The sequence below is a fragment of the Cupriavidus phytohabitans genome (assembly GCF_000426345.1).
Taxonomy (GTDB): domain Bacteria; phylum Pseudomonadota; class Gammaproteobacteria; order Burkholderiales; family Burkholderiaceae; genus Cupriavidus.
The window spans coordinates 83,446-104,046 of the sequence record NZ_AUFE01000018.1 but is presented as its reverse complement, the minus strand read 5'-3'; the positions used below and the strand labels follow the sequence as shown (position 1 = coordinate 104,046).

The following is a 20,601-nucleotide window of genomic DNA, read 5'->3' as shown; positions in this document are numbered from 1 at the left end:
CGGGCTGGCGTGATATGCCGGCCCGGGCATTTCAGCCCTACCTGGAGGAGACAACAATGAAATCCTGGACCACACTGGCGGCCCTGACTACGACCCTGCTGCTGCAGGGCGCGGCCTGGGCGACGGACGCCTACCCGTCGCGGCCGGTCAAGCTGCTGGTGGGCTATGCCCCCGGCGGCCCGGTCGACACCGCCGCGCGCATCTACGCCGAGCAACTGGGCCGCGTGCTCAAGCAGCCGGTGGTGGTGGACAACCGCGCCGGCGCCAGCGGCGCGATCGCCGCGGACATGACCGCCAAGGCAACGCCGGACGGCTACACGCTGTACTTCGTCGCGAGTCCCACCATGACCATGACCCCGCTGATCCAGCGTTCGGTCAACTTCAACCCAGTCAAGGACTACACCTACATCGGCCTGATCACCGACTACACCAACGTGCTGCTGGTCAACAAGGACTTCCCGGCCAAGAACGTCGGCGAACTGGTCGACTACGCGCGCAAGCACCCACAGGACGTCTCGTTCGGCTCGGCTGGCGTGGGCGCTTCGAACCACCTGTCGGCGGAACTGCTGGCGCAGATGAATGGCGTGAAGATGCTGCACGTGCCGTACAAGGGCAACTCGCCGGCGATGGCGGATGTGATGAGCGGCAAGGTGACCTTCATGTTCGATATCACCGGCACCGCCATCGGCCACATCAACGGCGGCAAGGTGCGCGCGCTGGCGGTCACGTCGAAGACGCGCAATCCCGCGCTGCCCACGGTGCCGACCATGATCGAGTCCGGGCAGAAGGACTATGACCTGACCGGGTGGTATGCGCTGGTCGGACCGCAGAAGCTGCCGGCGGATGTGGTGGACAAGCTGGTCAAGGCGCAGAAGGCGATTGGCGACGATCCGGCTTATCGGCAGCGCATGGCCGCGGGTGGGTATGACGTTAATGTCAGCACGCCGAAGCAGCTGGGCGATCGCATCCAGCGGGAGCTTGCGCTGTGGGGCGGGGTGGTGAAGAAGGCGGGGATTCAGGCGGATTGAGGGGGATCTGCTAATTTGTGCGATGGGGTCGGCGAGATGCCGGCCTTGTTGCTTTTTGGGGTTGCTCGCGGATTTGTGGTGCTGGTGAGATGTTGTCGCTGGTTGAACCGCCTGTTCCGCCCTCCTGGGCGGCTCCTGATGGCCGCGTGGGATGCCTTCTGCGCGGGCGCGTGTCGCGCGACACCGTCGGGCGGTAGTGCTGCCGCTGCGGCGCGCGGTCGCCGCCTGATTCACGCACGACCGCATTGACCGACCCGCCCGCGTGGCGGGTTTTTTGTTGCCACCCCGAGAAGTCAGCCTCGAATACTGGGATGTGCTGACCTACCTCTATGAGTGCCCGGCGCATTAATGCCTTGACCGCGCCGCAGGCCCCGTCAAGCTTTCGCTTATGTTCTTCCTTCCATATTCCAGATAGCGTTGTCTTCGCTATCGCGGCCCCGCTCGCGCTCTTTCCATCGATTGCAAACAAATGAAAATCCGAGTCATTTTCGGAATTATCCGATGGTTTCCGTAGTTGTGCGCCCCTAGCCTCCCCTCTGACATTGTGGCTCACAGTGCACCACCTGAGTGGACCACATGCGGTCCGCAATTGCCTTCCCGAACCGCTTGTCCATGCGGTTCTGGTTTTTTCGGCAGTTGGGGCAACGATTATCAGTGAACCAGAGGCAAGAAGAATGAATAAGCTCGCAGTCCTGGCAGGTATCGTTTCCACAGCAGTGCTGCTCACCGCTTGCGGTGGTGGCGGCGATGACAACAGCGGCTCCAGCACGCCACAAAGCAACACTGGCGCAAACGGGGGCGCTTCAACGCCGGCTCCCACCCCAGCACCGGCCGCCTTCTCGTGCCCGGACAGCTATCGCAAGCTGACACTAGCGAACAGCTCGGTGCCCAATGCCTCCATGTCGATCGTCACGGACGACAATGTCGCCAACTTGACCGTCAAGACGCCGGCAACCGGGCTCACGAACGTGACCATTTGCCTGGGCAAGCCGAATCCCGTACCCGCCGGGGTCAGCGCCGACCATGTCTACGAACTGAAGACCGATGGCGCATACGCGAGCCTCATCAATCCGCAGCTCACGCTGACTTTCACCACGGCAAGCACCTTGACCGCGGCACCGACGATTGAAACCGCTCAGAGCACCGCCAATGGCGTGACCTATGCCGCCGCGCCTGGCAGCAGCGGCACGGTCAACGGCACCAATGTGACGGTGACCGCCTCGGCCCCCGGTGCTGGCGTCTACGTCGTGCGCCTGCCGCACTGACCGCAGCCGTACGGAACGGCCCCTTGCGCCGTCAGGCGCTTGGGGTTATCTGCGTTTCCGGCGCATTCTGCCGCCGCTGTCAGCTGATTGTCCAGTCGTCGATCCATGAACAAGAATCTCTATCGTATCGTCTTCAATTCCGCGCGCGGGATGCTGGTCCCCGTGCAAGAGAGTGCCAATGGCTGCGGCAAAGGATGGCTTGGCAGCAGCGGCATTCCGGCGGCGAGAACGATAGTGACGCGCTTCGCAGTACCCGCGCTGACGCTGGGTGCCTGGATGGCACTGGGTGTGCCGATGGCGAGTACCGCCCAAGTGGTCGCCGACCCCAACGCCGGCGCCAACCGGCCCTGGTGGTGCAGACCGCGAACGGCATCCAGCAGGTGAATATCACCCGGCCCTCCGCCGCTGGGGTATCGACCAACGGCTACACGCAATTCGATGTACCGAAGGCTGGCGTGATCCTGAACAACTCGCCGGCCGTCTCAAACACCCAGCAGGGAGGGTATGTGAACGGCAACCCGAACCTGCTGCCTGGCGGCTCGGCCCGGATCATCATCAACAACGTCAACAGCCCAACCGCGAGCCCGAGCCAGCTGCGCGGCTATATCGAGGTGGCCGGCCCCGGCGCCGAGGTCGTGGTGGCCAACCCCAACGGGTTGCTGGTGGATGGACTCGGCTTCATCAACACAACCCGCGCGACCCTCTCGACGGGGTCACCCGTCTTTGGTGGCAGCGGCAGCCTCGACGCCTACCGCGTGACCGGCGGCCAGATCACCGTGCAGGGGGATGGCCTGAACGCGGCGAATGTGGATCAGGTGGACCTGATCGCGCGCGCGGTGCAGGCGAATGCGGCGCTCTACGCGAACCAGTTGAACGTCATCGCGGGCGCCAACCAAGTGGACCGACAAACTTTGGCGGCGATCCCAATTGCAGGGGCGGGCCCGGCTCCAGCACTCGGGATTGACGTCGGTCAGCTGGGAGGCATGTATGCGAGCAAGATCATTCTCGCCTCGACCGAGAACGGCGTCGGCGTGTCCTTGCGCGGCGTGCAGGCGGCCCAGGCCGGCGACCTGACCCTGACGGCGCAGGGCCAGTTGATCCTGGCCGGCCAGACCAATGCCAGCGGCAACATCGTCGCCTATGCGCGCGATGGCATCGACAACAGCGGCACGACCTACGCGAAGGGCGCCGCCTCGATCAACACCGATGGCACCCTATCCAACAGCGGCACGCTGGCCGCGCAGCAGTGGCTCAACGCCTATGGCTGCACCGTCAGTTCCACCGGCACGTTGGCGGCAGGTTTGAACGACGATGGCACGGCGGCGAGCCCTGCCGACCTCGCTGTGGTCGCCACGCCCGGTGTAGTGTCGGCCACGGGCCGGAATATTGCCAGCGGCAACGCCACTATCCAGGCCACCAGCACCAACCTGGCGGGCAGCCAGACCTCGGCGGGCGGCAACCTGAACCTCGGTGCCAGCACTGGCGATCTGGACCTGACCGGCGCCACCACCAGCGCAGGCGCTGGGCTGGTTGCCGCCGCTGCGGGCGCGCTGATCAACGACCGGGGCAACCTGTCCAGCGGAGCCGCTACCACTCTGACCGCCGCAAGCCTGTCGAATCAGACTGGCCAGATCGTCTCGCAGGGTGCGACCAAGCTTCAGACAACAGGCGCCATCAACAACATGCAGGGCGTCGTACAGGCCGGTGGCGCGCTGAACGCCAGCGGTGTGTCGCTGGACAACACCGCCGGCCGTATCACCTCGCTGAACGGTGAGGGCCTGTCGATCCAGGTCAGCGGTGCGCTGGTCAACGCCTTGGGCACCACCGCCAGTGGTGCCCAAGGCGGCGTGATTGGCGGCAACGGCGATGTGCAGCTTGCCGCCGGGATGATGACCAATAGCGGCCAGGTCAGCGCCGCGGTCGATGCGGACATCAATGCCGCATCGCTCAACAATGACACCGGCAGGCTGACAGCGGGCGGCGCGCTCGCCACCATGGTGGCCGGCGCCATGAGCAACCGCCAGGGCACGGTATCGGCGGCCAACACCAGCTTGTCGGCGCAGTCGCTGGACAATACCGCTGGCAGTGTCGAAGGCGACCAGCTTGCGATTCGCACCACCGGCGACCTGATCAACCGGGGTGGTGCCATCCGCCAATACGGCGAGACGGACGCGACGATTGCCGCAGGCGGCACGCTGGATAACACCGGCGGCGAGGTCATGACGAACGGCCGGAACCTGACCGTGCAGGCCGGCACGCTGGTCAACGACAGCGGCAGCATCTCGCACGCCGGCTCGGGCGCGCTGGCCATCACCAGCCAGGGCGCGGCCAGCAATGCCGAGGGCGCAATCCAGACCAATGGCGATCTCCAGGCGCAAGCCTTCACGCTGAATAATGCTCAGGGCGTGATGTCGGCGCAGCGCCTGGCAACGATCCAGGCTACCGGTGACCTGCTTAACCGGCAAGGCGCGCTGTACGGCAAGACCGGCCTCACGGTCACCAGCGGCGGCGGTTTGGACAACACGGCGGGCTCGGCGCAATCCGGCGGGAACCTGTCAGCCACGGCAGCCGGGGCGCTGACCAACGTCGACGGCACCATTGCCGCCAACGGCGAACACGGCCAGGCGACCGTGGCAGCAGCGAGCGTCGACAACACGCGCGGCGATATCGCCAATGCCGGCGACGGCGCCACCACGGTGACGGGCACCACGGCGCTGACCAATACGGCGGGCCAGGTCGGCGGCAATGGCGATGTGACCCTCAACACGCAGACGCTGACGAATACCAGTGACGGCACGGCGGGCGGGTTCGTGGCGGCGGGCGGCGGGCTGAACCTGAACATCACGCACTAGGTCGACAACCGCCAGGGCACGCTCTACGGCGGCAATGGCCTGACGCTGGACAGCCAGAATGCCACCTTCGTCAACGACGGTGGCCAGGTGCTGGGCAGGACCGATGTCAGCCTAAAGGTGGCGTCCCTCACCAACGCCAACGGCGCGATCAAGGCCAACCAGGACATCGCGGTGCAAGGCGCGGTGTCGGGCAGCGGTGACATGATCGCCGGGCGCAACCTGGCGCTGGATGTGACGGGCGACTACACGAACGACGCGGCCAACCGCCTGCGCGCAGATGGCGACATGCGGGTATCCGCCACCGGCACCCTTACCAATACCGCGACGCTGGCCGCTGCGGGCGTCTTGACTGCTTCCGCTGCCAAGGTCGTGAACGCCGCCGACGCGACGATCAATTCGTCCGACACCACGGTGACGGCCACCGAGTCGATCGACAACGCCGGGCGCATCGAGGGCGACACGGTTCAGACCAACAGCCCGACGCTGAACAACACCGGCACCGTCATCGGCAACAATGTGACGGTCAAGGCCACGGACATCACCAACACCGGCGTGGCGGCGCTGATGGCCGCTGTGCAAAATCTGAACGTCTACGCCACCAACTCGGTGCGCAACCTGGACGGCGCGACGCTATACAGCGCGGGCAACATGCAGATCGCCCGCGACGGCACGCGCGACCTGCTGACCGGACTGCTGGCCAACCAGGTCACGACGCTGATCAACCGCTCGGCGAACATCGAGGCCGAGCGCGACATCGACATCGCCGCCAACCAGTTCAGCAACACCCGCACCAGTATCGTCACGGCACCCGGCACGCCGGTGACCAGCGCTAGCCAGACGCTGACGATGTGGAATGCGGGCATGTCCGGCGCGGATCTGAACTTTCACGAAAGCGTGACCTTCCCTAGCTGGCGGTGGAGTGGCGAGAGTGCGCCGGTCAGCGCCAGCCGCACCCTTGCGCTGATGCAGCCGGTCACGGTGACAGTGGACAAGTCCACGGTTTCGAATCTCAACGCCTCGACGCAGACCTTCGCCTTTGCCCAGTCGCCGGTGGAGGAGTACTTCGATGCGAGTTCGCGGGTGATCTGTTCGGATTGCCCGCCGCCGACGTCTTTGGCACGCAACCTGACCAGCAACCCCACCCAGTACTACCAGTCCATCACCGACAACGGCAGCACCTACACCATCACCTTCTGGCCGGACTACGACCCGGCTACCCAGATCCGTCCCGATCAGGTGCGGATGCGCTACGACCTCGGCCCGGACAGCCACGACTACAGCGAGATCGCGCGCACGACCACGACCACCACCACTACCGACCAACTGGTAAGTGCCACCGACCCGGCCAAGCTGCAGGCGGGAGGCTCGATTCGCATCAACAGCGCCGGTGGCGCGATCCTGAATCAGTCCTCGATCATGGCCGCCGGCGGCGACCTGATCCGCGTGGCGCCCGATGGCGGCGTGCAGGACATAGGCACAGCGCTGCAGGCGTCCGTCAGCACCACCGATACCTCGACCTTCTATTGGCATCAAAAGACGGGCGGAAACAGCGATACGCAGGTGGTGGTGAATCCAACCAACCCGCAGGCACCGACCACGGTCATGGCGCTGCCAGCGGTCGCCTCGGCCAACCAGACAGTCCAGACCACGGCGCAGACCATCACCGTGGCCACGGTGAATCGGGAGGGTCAGACCGTCACCGGCAGCGGTGGCAACCTGTCTGGTGGCGGCGCCAGCGGCACGCAGGTGGCCGGCGCGGCGGGAGGCGCGGGCAAGGCCCCGCAAACGCTGGGCACCGCCAGCGGCGGGATCCCGAACCTGACGCTGCCGACCAACGGGCTGTACCGCTATCAGACCGCGCCGGGCGCCACCTACCTGATCGCCACCGACCCGCGTTTTACCCAGTTCACCAAGTTCATCTCTAGCGACTACATGCTGGGCCAGCTTGGCCTGGACCCGCCCATGACGCAGAAGCGCCTGGGCGACGGCTTCTACGAGCAAAAACTGATCCGCGACCAGGTGACCCAGCTGACCGGGCGCACTTACCTAGTGGGCTACAGCGACCAGTTGGCCGAGTACCAGGCACTGATGGACAGCGGCCTGATGTACGCCAAGGCCTTCAACCTGGCGCCGGGCATCGGCCTGTCCGAGGACCAAATGGCTCAGCTCACCACCGACATGGTGTGGCTGGTGAGCCAGGACCTGACCCTGCCCGATGGCAGCCACCAGACTGTGCTGGTGCCCAAGCTGTACCTGGCGCAGTCCAACTCGGTCGACCTGCAGCACACCGGGGCGCTGGTGACCGGCAATCAGGTGAACCTGAACGCCACCGGCGACCTCGCCAACAGCGGCAGGGTCGTCGGCGATGTGGCGACGCAGGTCGTGGGCAACAACATCGTGAACCGGGGGCAAATCGGCAACGCCGGCACCACTGTGGTCAAGGCCCAGCAGGACGTGCGCAACCTGGGCGGGCGCATCACCGGCACCGATACGCTGGTATCGGCAGGCCGCGACGTGATCAACGAGACGCAGACGATCTCAAACCAGGTCACGATGGGCAGCCACAGCGCCGGTGCAACAGGCATTGGCGCGGTGGCGGCTATCACCGCCACCAACAATGTGGGCGTGCTCGCCGGTCGCGACATCAACATGGCCGGCGGCGTGGTCGGCGCGGGCAACAATGCCCTGCTGGGCGCGGGCCGCGACGTGAACCTTGGCACCGTAGCGACTAGCACCACGCAGGATTCCAGCTCGCGCGGCGGCCAGAGCTACTACCACGACCAGACCACGGTCACCGTGGGCAGTTCGGTGCAGGCTGGCAACAATGTGGTGGCGGTGGCCGGACGCGATGCCACGCTCACCGGCTCGGCCATCGAAGCGGGGGGCAATGCCTCGCTGGTAGCGGGACGCGACACCACCGTCACCGCCGCCGTCGACACGCATACGCACAGCGAAGGCTCGCTCGGCGGCAAGGGGGCGGAGTACACGAAATCGTCATCTGACGAGACCGTGAGCGGCAGTTCGGTGCACGCTGGCAACAATGCCAATCTCGCCGCGGGCCAGTCGGCCACTGTGAACGCGGTGCTGCAGGCCAATGGCATTGCAGCATCGACGGACAGCAACGGTACCGGCAACCTGGCGGTGCTCGGATCGTCGGTCACCACCGACAAGGGCGCCGCCAACCTGATCGCAACCGGGGATGTCACTGTCGGCACCGTCAATGAGAAACACAGTGTGCAGGAATGGTCGGAGACCAAGCATTCCGGCTTCATGTCCAAGGAGCAGACGACCAAGGAAAGTAGCCAGCAGCAGACCATCGCGGTGGGATCGCTGGTGTCGGCCGACAGTGTGACCGCCAGGGCCGGGCGCGACCTCACGGTCTCCGGCTCCACCGTGGTGGCGACCAAGGATGTGAACCTGGACGCGGGTCGCGACCTGACCATCGGCAGCGCGCAGAACACCAGTTCCTCACATGACTACGAGCACACGACCAAATCCGGATTGGGCGCGACCGGCTCGGGCATTTCCTTTGGCAAGCGCGACCAGAAAGACACTATCAACGACAGCGCCGTGACCCAAACCGGCAGCCTGGTGGGATCGACCGATGGCAGCGTGCATCTGAACGCCGGTAATGCCCTCAAGGTGAGCGGCAGCGACCTGATCGCTGCCAAGGACGTGACCGGCGTTGGTGCCGACGTGACAATCGAAGCCGCCAAGGGTACGCAGCACCATGACGAGACGCACGAAGTCAAGCAAAGCGGCTTCACGTTGGGGATGTCGGGCGGCGCGATTGGCGCTGCCATCAATGCCGGCAACAAGCTCAATGCCGCCGGTAAGAGCGAGGACGGACGGGCCTCGGCGCTGTGGGGCATCGCCGCTGGGCGCGATGCCTTCGACGCAGGTAGTGCGCTGGCTGGCGGCGCCAGCCCGACCGCCGGTGCGGCGCTGACGCTCTCCTGGGGCTCCAGTCAGAGCAAGCAGACGCTCACCGAGGACAGCACCAGCCACGACGGCTCGCGCGTTAAGGCAGGCGGCACTGCCGCATTTGTGGCGACCGGGGTGGATGCCAACGGCAACCAGACCAAGGGTGACCTAAGCATCGTAGGCTCCAGCATCGACGCCAACAAGGTGGCGCTGGGTGCGAAGCATGACATCAATGTCGTATCGGCCACCGATACCGACGAGAGCCACAGCGCCAACAAGTCCAGCAGCGCGAGCGTGGGCGTGTCCTATGGTGCGCAGGGCTTTGGGGTGTCCGCCTCGGCATCCAAGGCCAAGGGCAATGCCGACAGCCACGACACGACGCAGGTCAACAGCCACGTGACTGGCAAGGAATCGGTCACCTTCGTGTCGGGCAATGACACCAACCTCCTGGGCGCGACGGTCAGCGGTGGCAAGGTCGTCGGCGATGTGGGCGGCAACCTGAATATCGCCAGCCGGCAGGACACCGAGGAATCGCACGCCGGGCAGCAGAGCATGGGAGGTGGCTTCAGCATCAGCCAGGGCGGCGGCTCGGCCAGTGTCTCCGCCTCCAAGGGCAAGGCGGATGGCAGCTATGCGAACGTGTCCGAGCAGTCCGGCATCTACGCTGGCGAAGGTGGCTTCGATATCAACGTGAAGGGGAACACGGATCTCAAGGCCGCCGTGATCGCCAGCGAGGCGGGCAAGGACAAGAACAGCCTGACCACCGGTACGCTCACCTGGAGCGACATCAAGAACCATTCGGACTACAGCGCAACGTCGATGGGTGTCTCCGCAGGTGGCGCGATGGGCGCCCCGAGCGGTCAGAGCAATAGCGGCCCGACTTCGGGCAAGAACACCGGCGGCATCAATCCGATGATCCCGCAGCACAAGAGCGGCAGCGAGGATGGCGTGGCGCAGGCGGCAGTGGCCGAAGGGACTATCAGGATCACCGATGGCGCCAACCAGAAGCAGGATCTGGCAACGCTGCAGCGTGACACGTCGAACACCAATACGCAGGTGGGCAGCAACCCGGACCTGGACAACCTGTTGAGCAAGCAGGCTGACATGATGGCGGCCGCGCAGGCGGCCGGCGAATCCGTTGCCAAGACAGTGGGCGACGTTGCCGGCGCAAAGCTGAAGGAGGCGCAAGCCAACGCGAAGCAGGCACGCGAAGCAGGCGATCTCGAACTGGCCGCGAAGTACGATGCCGAAGCCAAGAATTGGGAGGACGGTGGCAGCTACCGGGCTGCGCTGCACGCCGCAGGTGGGGCGCTCGTAGCCGGATTGGGCGGCGGCAACGCGTTGGCGGGTGCTGCGGGTGCCGGCGTCGCCTCGTTGGCCGGCGACAAGCTGAACAAACTCAGCAACGCCGTGGCAACCGGCGCTGACACCGGCAATGCCGCATTGAACGAGACGCTGGGCAATGTTGCGGCGAACATCGCGGCGGGCGGCATCGGTGCGATTGTGGGAGGTGCCTCGGGTGCTGCGACAGCAGCAAACGTGGACCGCTACAATCGTCAGTTGCATCCTGATGAAAGGCAATTAGCCAAGAAGATGGCTGCCAACAGTCAAGGCAAGTACACCGTAGAGCAGATCGAGGCCCAAATGCGCCTGTCGGATGTAGTTGATATGAATGGCAAGGTACTGGAGTCAGGTCGCCCAGATCAAATCGATGCAGCCACAACCAAGCCTTACGATGGCGGCGCGCAATGGGCATCGGTAGCTGGCACAACGCAAATCCGGGAGGTACAAGCCCAGGGTAATGCTGAGATCATCGCCTACATCCAGTCGCAACAGAAGGCAATGCAAGGCGACGTTCCATATTCCAGCAAACAGGACTACAGCAATGTGGTGAAGTACAGCAATTCCTCCGGGCAGTTGCCGACCGCCAAGTGCGGTGCGGGCCAGGCTGCTTGTGCCGCGGGACTGCCAAAGGACTATTCACCGCAGGAAATTGCTGATCGGCGCACCAATGTTGCTGATGTGGCATCGTCGCTATCCCAACAAGCTGGCCGAGTATCGGCTGCTGCAGGCGCGGCAGCAGCGGTTCCAGGTATTCATCAACCCAGTGCGGTTGTCACAGCCCTGGGTGCAACGGCATTTGGTCTTACCGCTAGTGCGATAGAGCAAATTGCTCGCCCCAATGCCAAAGCCTTTGGCTTTGATAGCACTGTCGATCTAATTAACTTCACAGTCTCCGAACGATATCCAATGGGCAGTCCTGTATTCAATGAAGTTGCAGAATCTGTCAAAGGCTCAGAATGGGCAAAACCCTATAAGTCGCCAGGGAAATGAAAATCAAAATTATTGAGGATGGTGGGCTCTCTACGGGAGCTAGATGGACGCTTGTCATCGTGGGCGCGGGCATCGTTTTTATAAGCCTCTCTAAGGTTGAGTCCATTTTGCTCATGTCTTTCGGTCTAGCTCTTGCCGCTGTTGGTGGATACTCAAGCAAGGCAAAGATGCTAGGTCTTAGACCGTTCGAAAAATCCGCTTGGCGTGAAGCCAAAAAGAGCTACGAGGAGTCGTCGGAAGGGACATCTGAAACGAATGGGCCAGAACCTGACGACCGCAAATCGTAACGCGTAGATCACATGTCATATTGTCAAACTGGCGCGGGCAGCAAGGCACGCGGCGTCACCCCCTTTGTCTCGTTTCTGCTATCGCTGCCCTCGCTTGCTCTCGCCCAAGCATTGCCCGGCCAAGCGGCCACCACCGCAGCCGAGCAAGAGCAGCGCACCCGCCAACAGCAGGAAGTCCGCGAACGTGCCCAGGCCGTGCAGGCGCCGGGCGTGCGCGCGCAAGACATGGCGCCCGTCGAATACCCTCCACTGCCGACCGAGACGCCGTGCTTCCGCATCGACCGCTTCGTACTGGAAGTGCCGCCCGACCTGCCCGCCGCATCGCAAGCACGAAGCGCCTGGGCGCTGCCGCAAGATCCGTTCGCCTTCGCCCGCGCCTGGCTGGAGCACTACCAGGGCGCGTGCGTCGGCAAGCAGGGACTGGATGTGCTGACCAAAGGGGCGTCGCAGGCCATCCTGAGCCGGGGCTACGTGACCACGCGCGTGCTGCTGCCGCAGCAGGACATCAGCACCGGCGCGCTGCGCCTGTCGCTGATTCCCGGCGTGATCGGTGAGCTGCGCTTCGCCGACCCGGACACGCGCGGCACGTGGAAATCGGCGTTCCCGGCCCGCGCGGGCGATCTGCTGAACCTGCGTGATCTGGAGCAAGGGCTGGAGCAGATGAAGCGCGTTGCCAGCCAGGACGCGGACATGCAGGTCGTGCCCACCAATGTGCCTGGCGTCAGCGACGTGGTCATCACGGTCAAGCGCGCCAAGCCGTGGACCGTGGTGGCATCTGTCGACAATTCGGGCACGCGCGCCACCGGCAAGTGGGTGGGCAACCTGAGCGTCGGCATTGACAACCCGCTGGGCCTGAACGACCTGTTCAACGTCGGCTACATGCAGGACGTGGAGTTCAGCGACAAGCAGCATGGCACCAAGGGCTGGAACGGCTTCTATTCGGTGCCGTGGGGCTACTGGACCGCCACGGTCTCCGCCTACTCAAACAACTACTACCAGCAGATCGCGGGCGTCAACCAGACGTTTATCTCCAGCGGCAGATCGCAAACCGCCGACCTCACGCTGCACCGGGTGATCCGCCGCAGCCAGGACGACGTGTTGGGTGTGCAGTTCCGGCTGTCGCGCCGCTTTGGCAAGAGCTTCATCGAGGACACGGAGATTGAGCAGCAGCACCGCAACAACACGGTGCTGGAGGCTGGTTTCACCGACCGCCATTACTTCGGCGCGGCGCAGTTCGACGGCAGCATGGTGTACCGCCAGGGCATCGGCGGCCTCGGTTCGCAAGCCGACACGCTGGCGGCCGATGGTGGCCCGACCTGGCGCTACCGCATGGTGGTTGCTGATACCAATCTCTCGGTGCCGCTCAAGCTGGGCAGCCAGCCGCTGCGCTACGTGACCACCTTCCGAGGCCAGTACACCGGCGACCGCCTCTATGCGCTGGACATGATGACCATCGGCAGCCGCTACACCGTGCGTGGCTTCGACGGCGAGAACCTGCTGGCCGGCGACAGCGGCTTCTACTGGCGTAATGAACTGCAGGCGCCGATTGGGACCACCGGACAGGCCGTCTATGCAGGCGTCGATTACGGCCACGTATTCGGGCCATCTACCGCCGTGCTAGTTGGCAGGCAACTGGCTGGCGCTGTGATCGGCGCGCGCGGCGGCTTCGGCTCCGGCTTCGGCCGGCTGTCCTATGACCTGTTTGTCGGGGTTCCGATCTACAAGCCCACCGCATTCCATACGGCAGGCGTGACGGGCGGGGTGCAGGTGGCTTACCAGTACTGAAGCCTGTCGCATGATTACTTTCGCTGTGGTCTGTTGTTGCCGCCTGCTGAGTGCATTATCGGTGGGACGCCTTCGGCTGCGCTGCGCGCGTGCCCTAACATGGCAGCGCGGCCGATCTCCCCTGGCCATTGCCGTTGCCGCCTAGCGAGCGAAGCGATGCGGGCCCGTGCCAGGGCACCTCACCGGCGAGACTGAGCGGCGCGCAGCGCAGCCGTAGGCGATGATGCGATGCCGCAGGTAGCAGGCGGCCTACACCCGTCCTGGGGATTGTTCAAAAGTGGGTATTCGCCAGGCACCCACACTCACTCACCTGGCGTAGCAGGTTGGAACCGCGACTGCGCTTCACTGAGACCAAAGCCGCCCATATCACCAGAAGCGCCAAATTGGCCCAGCCAGCCGCTCAGGCGACGCGCTTTTTGGTTACTTTTTGGCGCTCGGCCAAAAAGTGACCCGCCCAGGAGGGCGGAACCAGGCGGTTCAACGGCCGCAGCATGTCATCAGTACCCCAAGCCCTCCAGGCATCGCCTGCATTGGCGCTTGACTTAGCGTATCAATCCTTCACAATCTGCGCCTTGATTGTGAACGGCAGGGTTCTCTAGACTGGCTGGGCTCCTGATCAACAGGAGTCGGGTGTGAGAACCCGGTTTACGATACACGGACGGTCGCGCAAGCGGCAATTTTCGAGTCCGTTGCGCTTGTGTGCGCCTTCACTTTACGGCGGGCCGGGCGGGGCCAGCTTCGGCTGGGCCGGTTTCCGTATCGTCCGGTTTTCTCACCCCCGTCGTCTGGCCCGCCACCTCAGGTGAGAATGAGCGGCGGGCCTTCACATCTACGATATGGAGGTCAGCAATGCATCAGCCCAACATCGAATCCGAAGCCTTTATCCCGCCTCGACTTGATGATTCCCTCTCCCGGTTCAGTCCCGAAACCCGCCGTGCAGCGCGTAAGGACGCGCTGCCTGTTCCCCGGCAACTCTTGTTGTTGAATCTGTTGGACCAGGCCGATGCGGTTGCGCGAGGGACTGCATGCGTGCTGACGTTGGTGACCCACAGCGAATGCGATGCACAGGAAGAGGGAAGCGTAGCCTTGCAGGCGGCTACGTTGGATGCGTTGCGAGGGCTGTGTCAGGCGTCCCTTGGATTGCTGGCCGACAGGGTAGAAGACGTCGCGGAGGGAATTGAGGACGCGATGGTCGGGTAACCAATCGAGGTTGGGCGCTGAGTTTGGGTGAGGGCGGGCGTGTCTGACGAAGTAAGGCCTGCGGTATGCCCCTCACCCCCTGCCCCTCTCCCGCAAGCGGGAGAGGGGAGCAAACCAGCGGTGCGGATAAGGCTTCAGGCTCTTAACCTTCCACTTCCGCCCACCCCTGCATCGCCTGCCCGCCAGCATCATCGCCCGTCCAAAGCACCAGCCTGCCAGCCTGCGCCGGATCGGCCGCGCCGCCAACGGTGATGATGTCCTGATCAAACAACGGCGCCAGCCCCCGGAACCCAAAGCGCTTCACGCGCGTCTGTGGCAGCTCGCGTGCCACCAGGTCCAGCATCAGCATGGCCTGCATCGGGCCGTGCACCACCAGGCCGGGATAGCCTTCCACGTCGCGGGTATAGCTGCGGTCGTAGTGGATGCGGTGGCCGTTGAAGGTCAGCGCCGAATAGCGGAACAGCATGACCGGGTCGGCCTGCAGCGTGCGCTGCCACTGGGCGGTGTGTTCCAGGCGCGGGCGCGGCGGCTGCGGTTTGGACGGGTCCGGCATGGCGCGGTAGACGATGTCGTGGCGCTCGTTGATCGCGGTCTTGCCGTTCACCGTCAGTTCATGGTCGACCGCGACGAACCACAGTTCGCCGCTGCGGCCGGTCTTGTACTGCACGTCCGCGATGGTGGAGGTGCGCGTGACGGTATCGCCGATATGCAGCGGATGGCTAAAGGTCAGCTCGCTGCCGGCCCACATGCGCCGGGGCAGCGGCACCGGCGGCATGAAGCCGCCGAGGTGCGGGTGGCCGTCGCGGCCGATGTCGCGCTGCTGGGCGCGCGGCAGGAAATACAGCCAGTGCCACAGCGGAGGCAGCGGGCCCGCGGCGATGGCCTCGGGGTCGAGGTCGAAGGTGGCGGCCAGGCCGGTCACCGGTTCGGGCGACAGCGTTTCGGTGCGTGATTCGCTGCGGCCGATCCAGCCGCGCAGGCGTTCGAGTTCGGAAGTGGCGTCAGTCATGGGCTTGCAGGTTCGGGTTAGACAGGAAGGCGGGGTGCTATTGCGCCAGCGCCAGCAGGCGTTTGGCCTGCTCGATCACAGGCCGGTCGACCATCTTGCCATCGACCTGCACGGCATGGCTGCCGCTGGCGGTGGCGTCGAGCACGCGGCGGGCCCAGTCCAGCTGTTCTGCGCTGGGCAGGAAGCCGGCACGCACCGCGCCAAGCTGCGCCGGGTGGATGCACAGCTTGCCGGCAAAGCCCAGCTCGCGCGCGTAGGCGACGTCGCTGGCCAGCACGGCTTCATCCTTCAGCGCGGTGGTGACGCCGTCTACCGGCGGCGGCAGTCCGGCCACGCGTGAAGCCAGCACGATGCGGGCGCGGGCAAACGCCAGTGCGTCGCGGGTGTGGCTGCAGCCCAGGTCGACGGCATAGTCGAGCGAGCCGAATGCCAGCCGCGCCACGCCGCTGGCCGTGGCCACGGTATCGACCTGGTGCAGGCCGAGCGCCGTTTCGATGATGGCAACCAGCTCGCCCTGCGGATTGATGGCGTGCAGTGCCTGCGCGATCTGCGCCAGCGCGGCGGCGTCCTCGGCCTTGGGCACCATCAGCCCGGCCAGCGCGCTGCCGGCCGGCAGCGCGCGCAGCCAGGCCAGGTCGGCGGCAAACGCGGGCGAGGCGCTGTCGTTGATGCGGACCATGGCGCGCGCGGCGGGTTTGCCAGCCAGCCAGGCGCCGATCGCCTCGCGCGCGGCGGCCTTGGCGTCCGGATGCACGGCGTCCTCGAGGTCGAGGATCATCACGTCGGGGCCCGCGGCGGCGGCCTTATCAAAGCGCTCCGGCCGGTCGCCGGGGACGAACAGGTAAGTGACGGCAGTGGTCATGCAGCGTTCCTCAGCGTGCGGCGGGCAGCCAGTCGTTGACGTTGGGAGCCTGCTCCAGTGCCCACACGCGCGCGATGATGGCGCGCATCTCGGCCTCGCTGGCACCGTTGCGGAACGCGCCCAGCTGCAGCGCCTTGGCTTCCAGTTCGGGGCGCGACAGGGTGTTGTCCGGGTCGCCCTTGGGCACGTCCACACGCGCGGCGAGCGTGCGGCCGTCGGTGGTCTTCACCGTGACGCGGCCGATCCACTGGCGCGGGTAGGCGGCGTTGATCTCCTGGTCGAGTTCCATCGTGACCTTGCCGCGGAAGTCGACGACTTTCGCGTCGGGCAGCGCGTACTGCTCGAATTCCGCCAGGCCGGCGTGGCCATGCACGGCAACCAGGCCCAGCACCGTGCCCATCGAAAACTTGGCCTGATGGATGGTGGCCGGGTTGACCACCGGGCCGAGCACGTCGATCGCGCCCTGGTGCACGTGGGTGGTGACGCTGGCGATCTGGTCCGCGCCGATGCCTTCGCGCTGCATCAGCACCTTGAGCGCGTCGGCGGCCGGGTGCGTGTGGCGGCACGAGGCGAAGAACTTGAACGAGGTCTCGGCGGTGGCCCAGCGGGTGCCCAGGCCGTCGGTCAGCGCGGCGGGATTGGCGTCGCTCGACATGCCGGCGGCCATGCCCTGCTTGCCTTCAAGGATCTGCTTCGCGCCGGTGAAGCCCGCGCGCGCCAGCCAGGCCGATTGCAGGCCATCGGCCGCGGCCTTGGCGGTGTGCAGCTGCTTGGAATCGGCGGCGTCGCGCAGGAACTCCCACAGGCCTGCGGCCTGCGTGCCGGCCGAGCCCAGCGCCTGGTTGATGCCTTCGGCATCCAGGTTGTAGAGCTTGGCGACGGCGGCAGCGGCGGCGAGCGTGCCGACGGTGCCGGTGGTGTGGAACACGGTGTAGTGCGAGCGGCCCATGAACTCGCCGATGCGGATGCCGGCCTCATAGCCGGCGATCGACGCCAGCAGCACCTCGGCGCCGGTCTTGCCTTCGGCCTGCGCCGCGGCAACCACGGCCGGGAACACCACCGCGGCCGGGTGCAGCACCGAGCCGTTGTGCACGTCGTCCTGCTCGACCACGTGCGACGAGGCGCCGTTGATCAGCGCGGCGAAGTAGGGCGAGGTGCGGCGGCGGTCGACCAGCACTTCGGCGCTGTTCTTGCCTTCTGCCTGAGCGGGGCCCATGGCCGCAGCGAATTCCTGCAGGCGGCGCACGGCGGGAGCGTCCTTGCCGGCGATGGCCGAGGCGATCCAGTCAAGGAACAGGTCCTTGGTGCGCTCGATCACGGGCGCGGGCACGTCCGCGAGCTTGAAGTCGGCCAGGAACTGGCACAGCTGGCGGGTCGGGTAGTTGGTGTCTGCGGCTTGGCTCATGCAGGCTCCGGTGCGGAATTGGTTGCGTGGAAATGGAGTGAAGCCCGGTGGTCTGTGCGGGACAGCCGGGCGTCTTGCGTTCAAATGGTCTGCTTGTCGGCAAGCGCGGCGATGTCGCCGTCGGCGTAGCCGAGTTCGGCCAGGATCTGCCGGCTATGCGCGCCCAGTGCCGGTACGTCGCCCATGACAGGCTCCACGCCCGACAGGTTGGCGGGCGGCAGCAGCGCGCCGATCGGACCGCCCGGGGTGGCCACTTCGCGCCAGCGCTGGCGTGCCTGCAACTGCGGATGGTTCCATACGCCCTCGATGTCGTTCATCGGGGCATTGGCGATCTGCGCCGCGTCCAGCAGTGCCTCGGCCTGCGCCACCGTCATCGACGCGAAGCGCGCTTCGATGATGGCGGTGAGTTCGGGGCGATTGCGCACGCGGGCCGTATTGCTGGAGAAGCGTTCGTCCTGCGCCAGTTCCCGGTTGCCGAGCACGATCTCGCAGAAATTGGCGAACTCGCGTTCGTTCTGCACGCTGAAGATCACGCTGCCATTGCCGGTGCGATGCACGCCATACGGTGCGATGGTCGGATGCGAAGCACCGAAGCGCGCCGGCGGCTTGCCGCCGTAGTGGCCAAAGTAGAGGACCTGGTTCATCCACTCGGCCATCGCCTCGAGCATGGTCACCTGCACGCGCAGGCCCTTGCCGGTGCGGCCACGCTGCAGCAGGGCCGAAAGGATGCCGCTGTAGGCGTACATGCCGGCCGAGATGTCGGCGATCGAAACGCCGGCGCGCGACGGCTCGTTCGGGCCGCCGGTGAGGCCCACCAGGCCGGCGGCGGCCTGGATCAGCAGGTCGTAGGCCTTCTTGTCCCGATAGGGACCGGAGTCGCCATAGCCCGAGATGTCGCAGACGATGAGCTTGTCGTACTTGCCGTGCAGGCTGTCGAAGTCCAGGCCCATGCGCGCGGCCGCGCCGGGGGCGAGGTTCTGCACCAGCACATCGGCATCAGCCAGCAGCCGGTGCAGGATGGTCTGCGCCTCTTGATCCTTCAGATCCAGGGTCAGGCTTTCCTTGCCCCGGTTGAGCCACACAAAGTACGAGGCCTGGCCGTGCACGGACTGGTCATAGCCGCGCGCGAAGTCGCCCACGCCGGGACGCTCGATCTTGATGACGCGGGCACCAAGGTCGGCAAGCTGGCGAGTGGCGAAGGGGGCCGCAACCGCGTGCTCCAGCGAAACCACGCGGATGCCGTCAAGCGGGCGGATGCCTTTGGAGTTGTCAGGGGACATGCAAAAAGCCTCAGAACGAACGCGGCAGTTCGAGCACGTGCTCGGCCACGTAGGACAGGATCAGGTTGGTGGAGATCGGCGCGACCTGGTACAGGCGCGTTTCGCGGAACTTGCGCTCGATGTCGTACTCGGCGGCAAAGCCGAAGCCGCCGTGCGTCTGCAGGCAGACGTTGGCCGCTTCCCATGAAGCATCGGCGGCCAGCAGCTTGGCGATATTGGCCTCCTTGCCGCACGGCCTGCCGGCATCGAACAGCTGCGCGGCCTTGTAGCGCATCATGCTGGCGGCTTCGACGTTGATATACGAGCGCGCGATCGGGAACTGCACGGCCTGGTTCTGGCCGATCGGGCGGTCGAACACGATGCGGTCGCGCGCATAGTTGCTGGCGCGCTCCACGAACCAGTAGCCGTCGCCCACGCACTCGGCGGCGATCAGGATGCGCTCGGCGTTGAGCCCGTCGAGGATGTATTTCAGGCCCTTGCCTTCCTCGCCGATCAGGTTCGCGGCCGGCACTTCGAGGTTGTCGAAGAACAGCTCGTTGGTCTCGTGGTTGACCATGTTGCGGATCGGCTTGACCGTCAGGCCCTTGCCGATGGCATCGCGCAGGTCGACCACGAACACCGACAGCCCCTCGGACTTGCGCTTGACCTGGTCCAGCGGCGTGGTGCGCGCCAGCAGCAGCATCAGGTCGGAGTGCTGCACGCGCGAAATCCATACTTTCTGGCCATTGACGACGTACTTGTCGCCCTGGCGTACCGCGGTGGTCTTGAGCTTGGTGGTGTCGGTGCCGGTGGTGGGCTCGGTGACGGCCATCGACTGCATGCGCAGCTCGCCCGAGGCGATGCCGGGCAGCCAGCGCTGCTTCTGTTCCTCGGAGCCGTGGCGCAGCAGGCAGCCCATCACGTACATCTGGCCGTGGCAGGCGCCGGAATTGCCGCCGCTGCGGTTGATTTCTTCCATGATGACCGAGGCCGCGGTCAGCGACAGGCCCGAGCCGCCATAGGTCTCGGGAATCAGGGCCGACAGCCAGCCGGCCTGGGTCAGCGCCTGCACGAAGCGCTCGGGAAAGGCTTCCTGCTCTTCCACGCGCTGCCAGTATGCCGAATCGAAGCCGGCGCAAAGGTCGCGCACGGCCTCGCGGATTTCGGGATACAGCAGTTCCGGATCCTGTTCTGCAAGCATGGGGAGGCCCCGTCTATTTCGAATGGGACCATTATTCCCGACCCCCCGGCTCGCCGAAATTCGGATTTGCGAAAGAGCGGCTTAGGGCCGCCGGAAGCGCTTGCGGCGCGCTATGCACCTGGTTGCGCAGCGGGTCGCGTAATGCAAGACGCCCGGCTGTGCCGGGCGTTTCCGCGGTATTCCACGGGTC

10 protein-coding genes and 1 pseudogene are annotated in these 20,601 nt (G+C 65.4%); 6 read left to right on the top strand and 5 right to left on the bottom strand.

The features are described 5' to 3' along the window. Positions 1 to 56: 56 nt before the first annotated feature. The 6 genes and pseudogenes from K309_RS0115585 (at position 57) to K309_RS0115565 (ending at position 14,675) form a co-directional block, all read left to right on the top strand. On the top strand, positions 57 to 1,028 hold the full coding sequence (locus tag K309_RS0115585) for a Bug family tripartite tricarboxylate transporter substrate binding protein (RefSeq protein WP_029047296.1): 972 nt from the start codon (positions 57 to 59) through the stop codon (positions 1,026 to 1,028). A 674-nt stretch (positions 1,029 to 1,702) separates the two neighbouring features. Further along, positions 1,703 to 2,293, top strand: a complete 591-nt coding sequence (locus tag K309_RS0115580; RefSeq protein WP_029047295.1) for a hypothetical protein — start codon at positions 1,703 to 1,705, stop codon at positions 2,291 to 2,293. A 105-nt stretch (positions 2,294 to 2,398) separates the two neighbouring features. Next, positions 2,399 to 10,386: pseudogene (locus K309_RS36645) on the top strand (hemagglutinin repeat-containing protein); the annotation flags it as partial. A gap of 1,013 nt (positions 10,387 to 11,399) precedes the next feature. Next, positions 11,400 to 11,690, top strand: coding sequence for a hypothetical protein (locus tag K309_RS41725; protein ID WP_156914375.1), 291 nt, complete (start codon positions 11,400 to 11,402; stop codon positions 11,688 to 11,690). 12 nt (positions 11,691 to 11,702) lie between these two features. Beyond that, positions 11,703 to 13,475, top strand: coding sequence for a ShlB/FhaC/HecB family hemolysin secretion/activation protein (locus K309_RS0115570; RefSeq protein ID WP_029047294.1), 1,773 nt, complete (start codon positions 11,703 to 11,705; stop codon positions 13,473 to 13,475). A gap of 849 nt (positions 13,476 to 14,324) precedes the next feature. Continuing rightward, positions 14,325 to 14,675: a hypothetical protein gene (locus K309_RS0115565; RefSeq protein WP_029047293.1), complete on the top strand. Its 351-nt coding sequence runs from the start codon at positions 14,325 to 14,327 to the stop codon at positions 14,673 to 14,675. A gap of 142 nt (positions 14,676 to 14,817) precedes the next feature. Here K309_RS0115565 and K309_RS0115560 read toward each other — a convergent pair whose 3' ends face one another. From K309_RS0115560 to K309_RS0115540, 5 genes are all read right to left on the bottom strand, one after another. Further along, complete coding sequence (locus K309_RS0115560; protein ID WP_029047292.1) at positions 14,818 to 15,684, bottom strand: HTD2 family dehydratase; 867 nt, start codon at positions 15,682 to 15,684, stop codon at positions 14,818 to 14,820. Positions 15,685 to 15,721: 37 nt separating this feature from the next. After that, a complete protein-coding gene (locus tag K309_RS0115555; RefSeq protein ID WP_029047291.1) occupies positions 15,722 to 16,546 on the bottom strand; it encodes an HpcH/HpaI aldolase/citrate lyase family protein in 825 nt (274 codons plus the stop codon). A 10-nt stretch (positions 16,547 to 16,556) separates the two neighbouring features. Next, positions 16,557 to 17,951, bottom strand: coding sequence for an MmgE/PrpD family protein (locus tag K309_RS0115550; protein WP_029047290.1), 1,395 nt, complete (start codon positions 17,949 to 17,951; stop codon positions 16,557 to 16,559). Between the two features lie 80 nt (positions 17,952 to 18,031). Further along, positions 18,032 to 19,231, bottom strand: a complete 1,200-nt coding sequence (locus tag K309_RS0115545; protein ID WP_029047289.1) for a CaiB/BaiF CoA transferase family protein — start codon at positions 19,229 to 19,231, stop codon at positions 18,032 to 18,034. A 10-nt stretch (positions 19,232 to 19,241) separates the two neighbouring features. Next, positions 19,242 to 20,411: an acyl-CoA dehydrogenase family protein gene (locus K309_RS0115540; RefSeq protein WP_029047288.1), complete on the bottom strand. Its 1,170-nt coding sequence runs from the start codon at positions 20,409 to 20,411 to the stop codon at positions 19,242 to 19,244. Positions 20,412 to 20,601 lie beyond the last annotated feature (190 nt).

Bases quoted from the DNA above. Each gene is read 5' to 3' on its own strand.
- K309_RS0115585 (WP_029047296.1), top strand. From the start codon at position 57: ATGAAATCCTGGACCACACTGGCGGCCCTGACTACGACCCTGCTGCTG.
- K309_RS0115545 (WP_029047289.1), bottom strand. From the start codon at position 19,231: ATGTCCCCTGACAACTCCAAAGGCATCCGCCCGCTTGACGGCATCCGC.
- K309_RS0115555 (WP_029047291.1), bottom strand. From the start codon at position 16,546: ATGACCACTGCCGTCACTTACCTGTTCGTCCCCGGCGACCGGCCGGAG.
- K309_RS0115570 (WP_029047294.1), top strand. From the start codon at position 11,703: ATGTCATATTGTCAAACTGGCGCGGGCAGCAAGGCACGCGGCGTCACC.
- K309_RS0115560 (WP_029047292.1), bottom strand. From the start codon at position 15,684: ATGACTGACGCCACTTCCGAACTCGAACGCCTGCGCGGCTGGATCGGC.
- K309_RS0115550 (WP_029047290.1), bottom strand. From the start codon at position 17,951: ATGAGCCAAGCCGCAGACACCAACTACCCGACCCGCCAGCTGTGCCAG.
- K309_RS0115580 (WP_029047295.1), top strand. From the start codon at position 1,703: ATGAATAAGCTCGCAGTCCTGGCAGGTATCGTTTCCACAGCAGTGCTG.
- K309_RS0115540 (WP_029047288.1), bottom strand. From the start codon at position 20,411: ATGCTTGCAGAACAGGATCCGGAACTGCTGTATCCCGAAATCCGCGAG.
- K309_RS41725 (WP_156914375.1), top strand. From the start codon at position 11,400: ATGAAAATCAAAATTATTGAGGATGGTGGGCTCTCTACGGGAGCTAGA.
- K309_RS0115565 (WP_029047293.1), top strand. From the start codon at position 14,325: ATGCATCAGCCCAACATCGAATCCGAAGCCTTTATCCCGCCTCGACTT.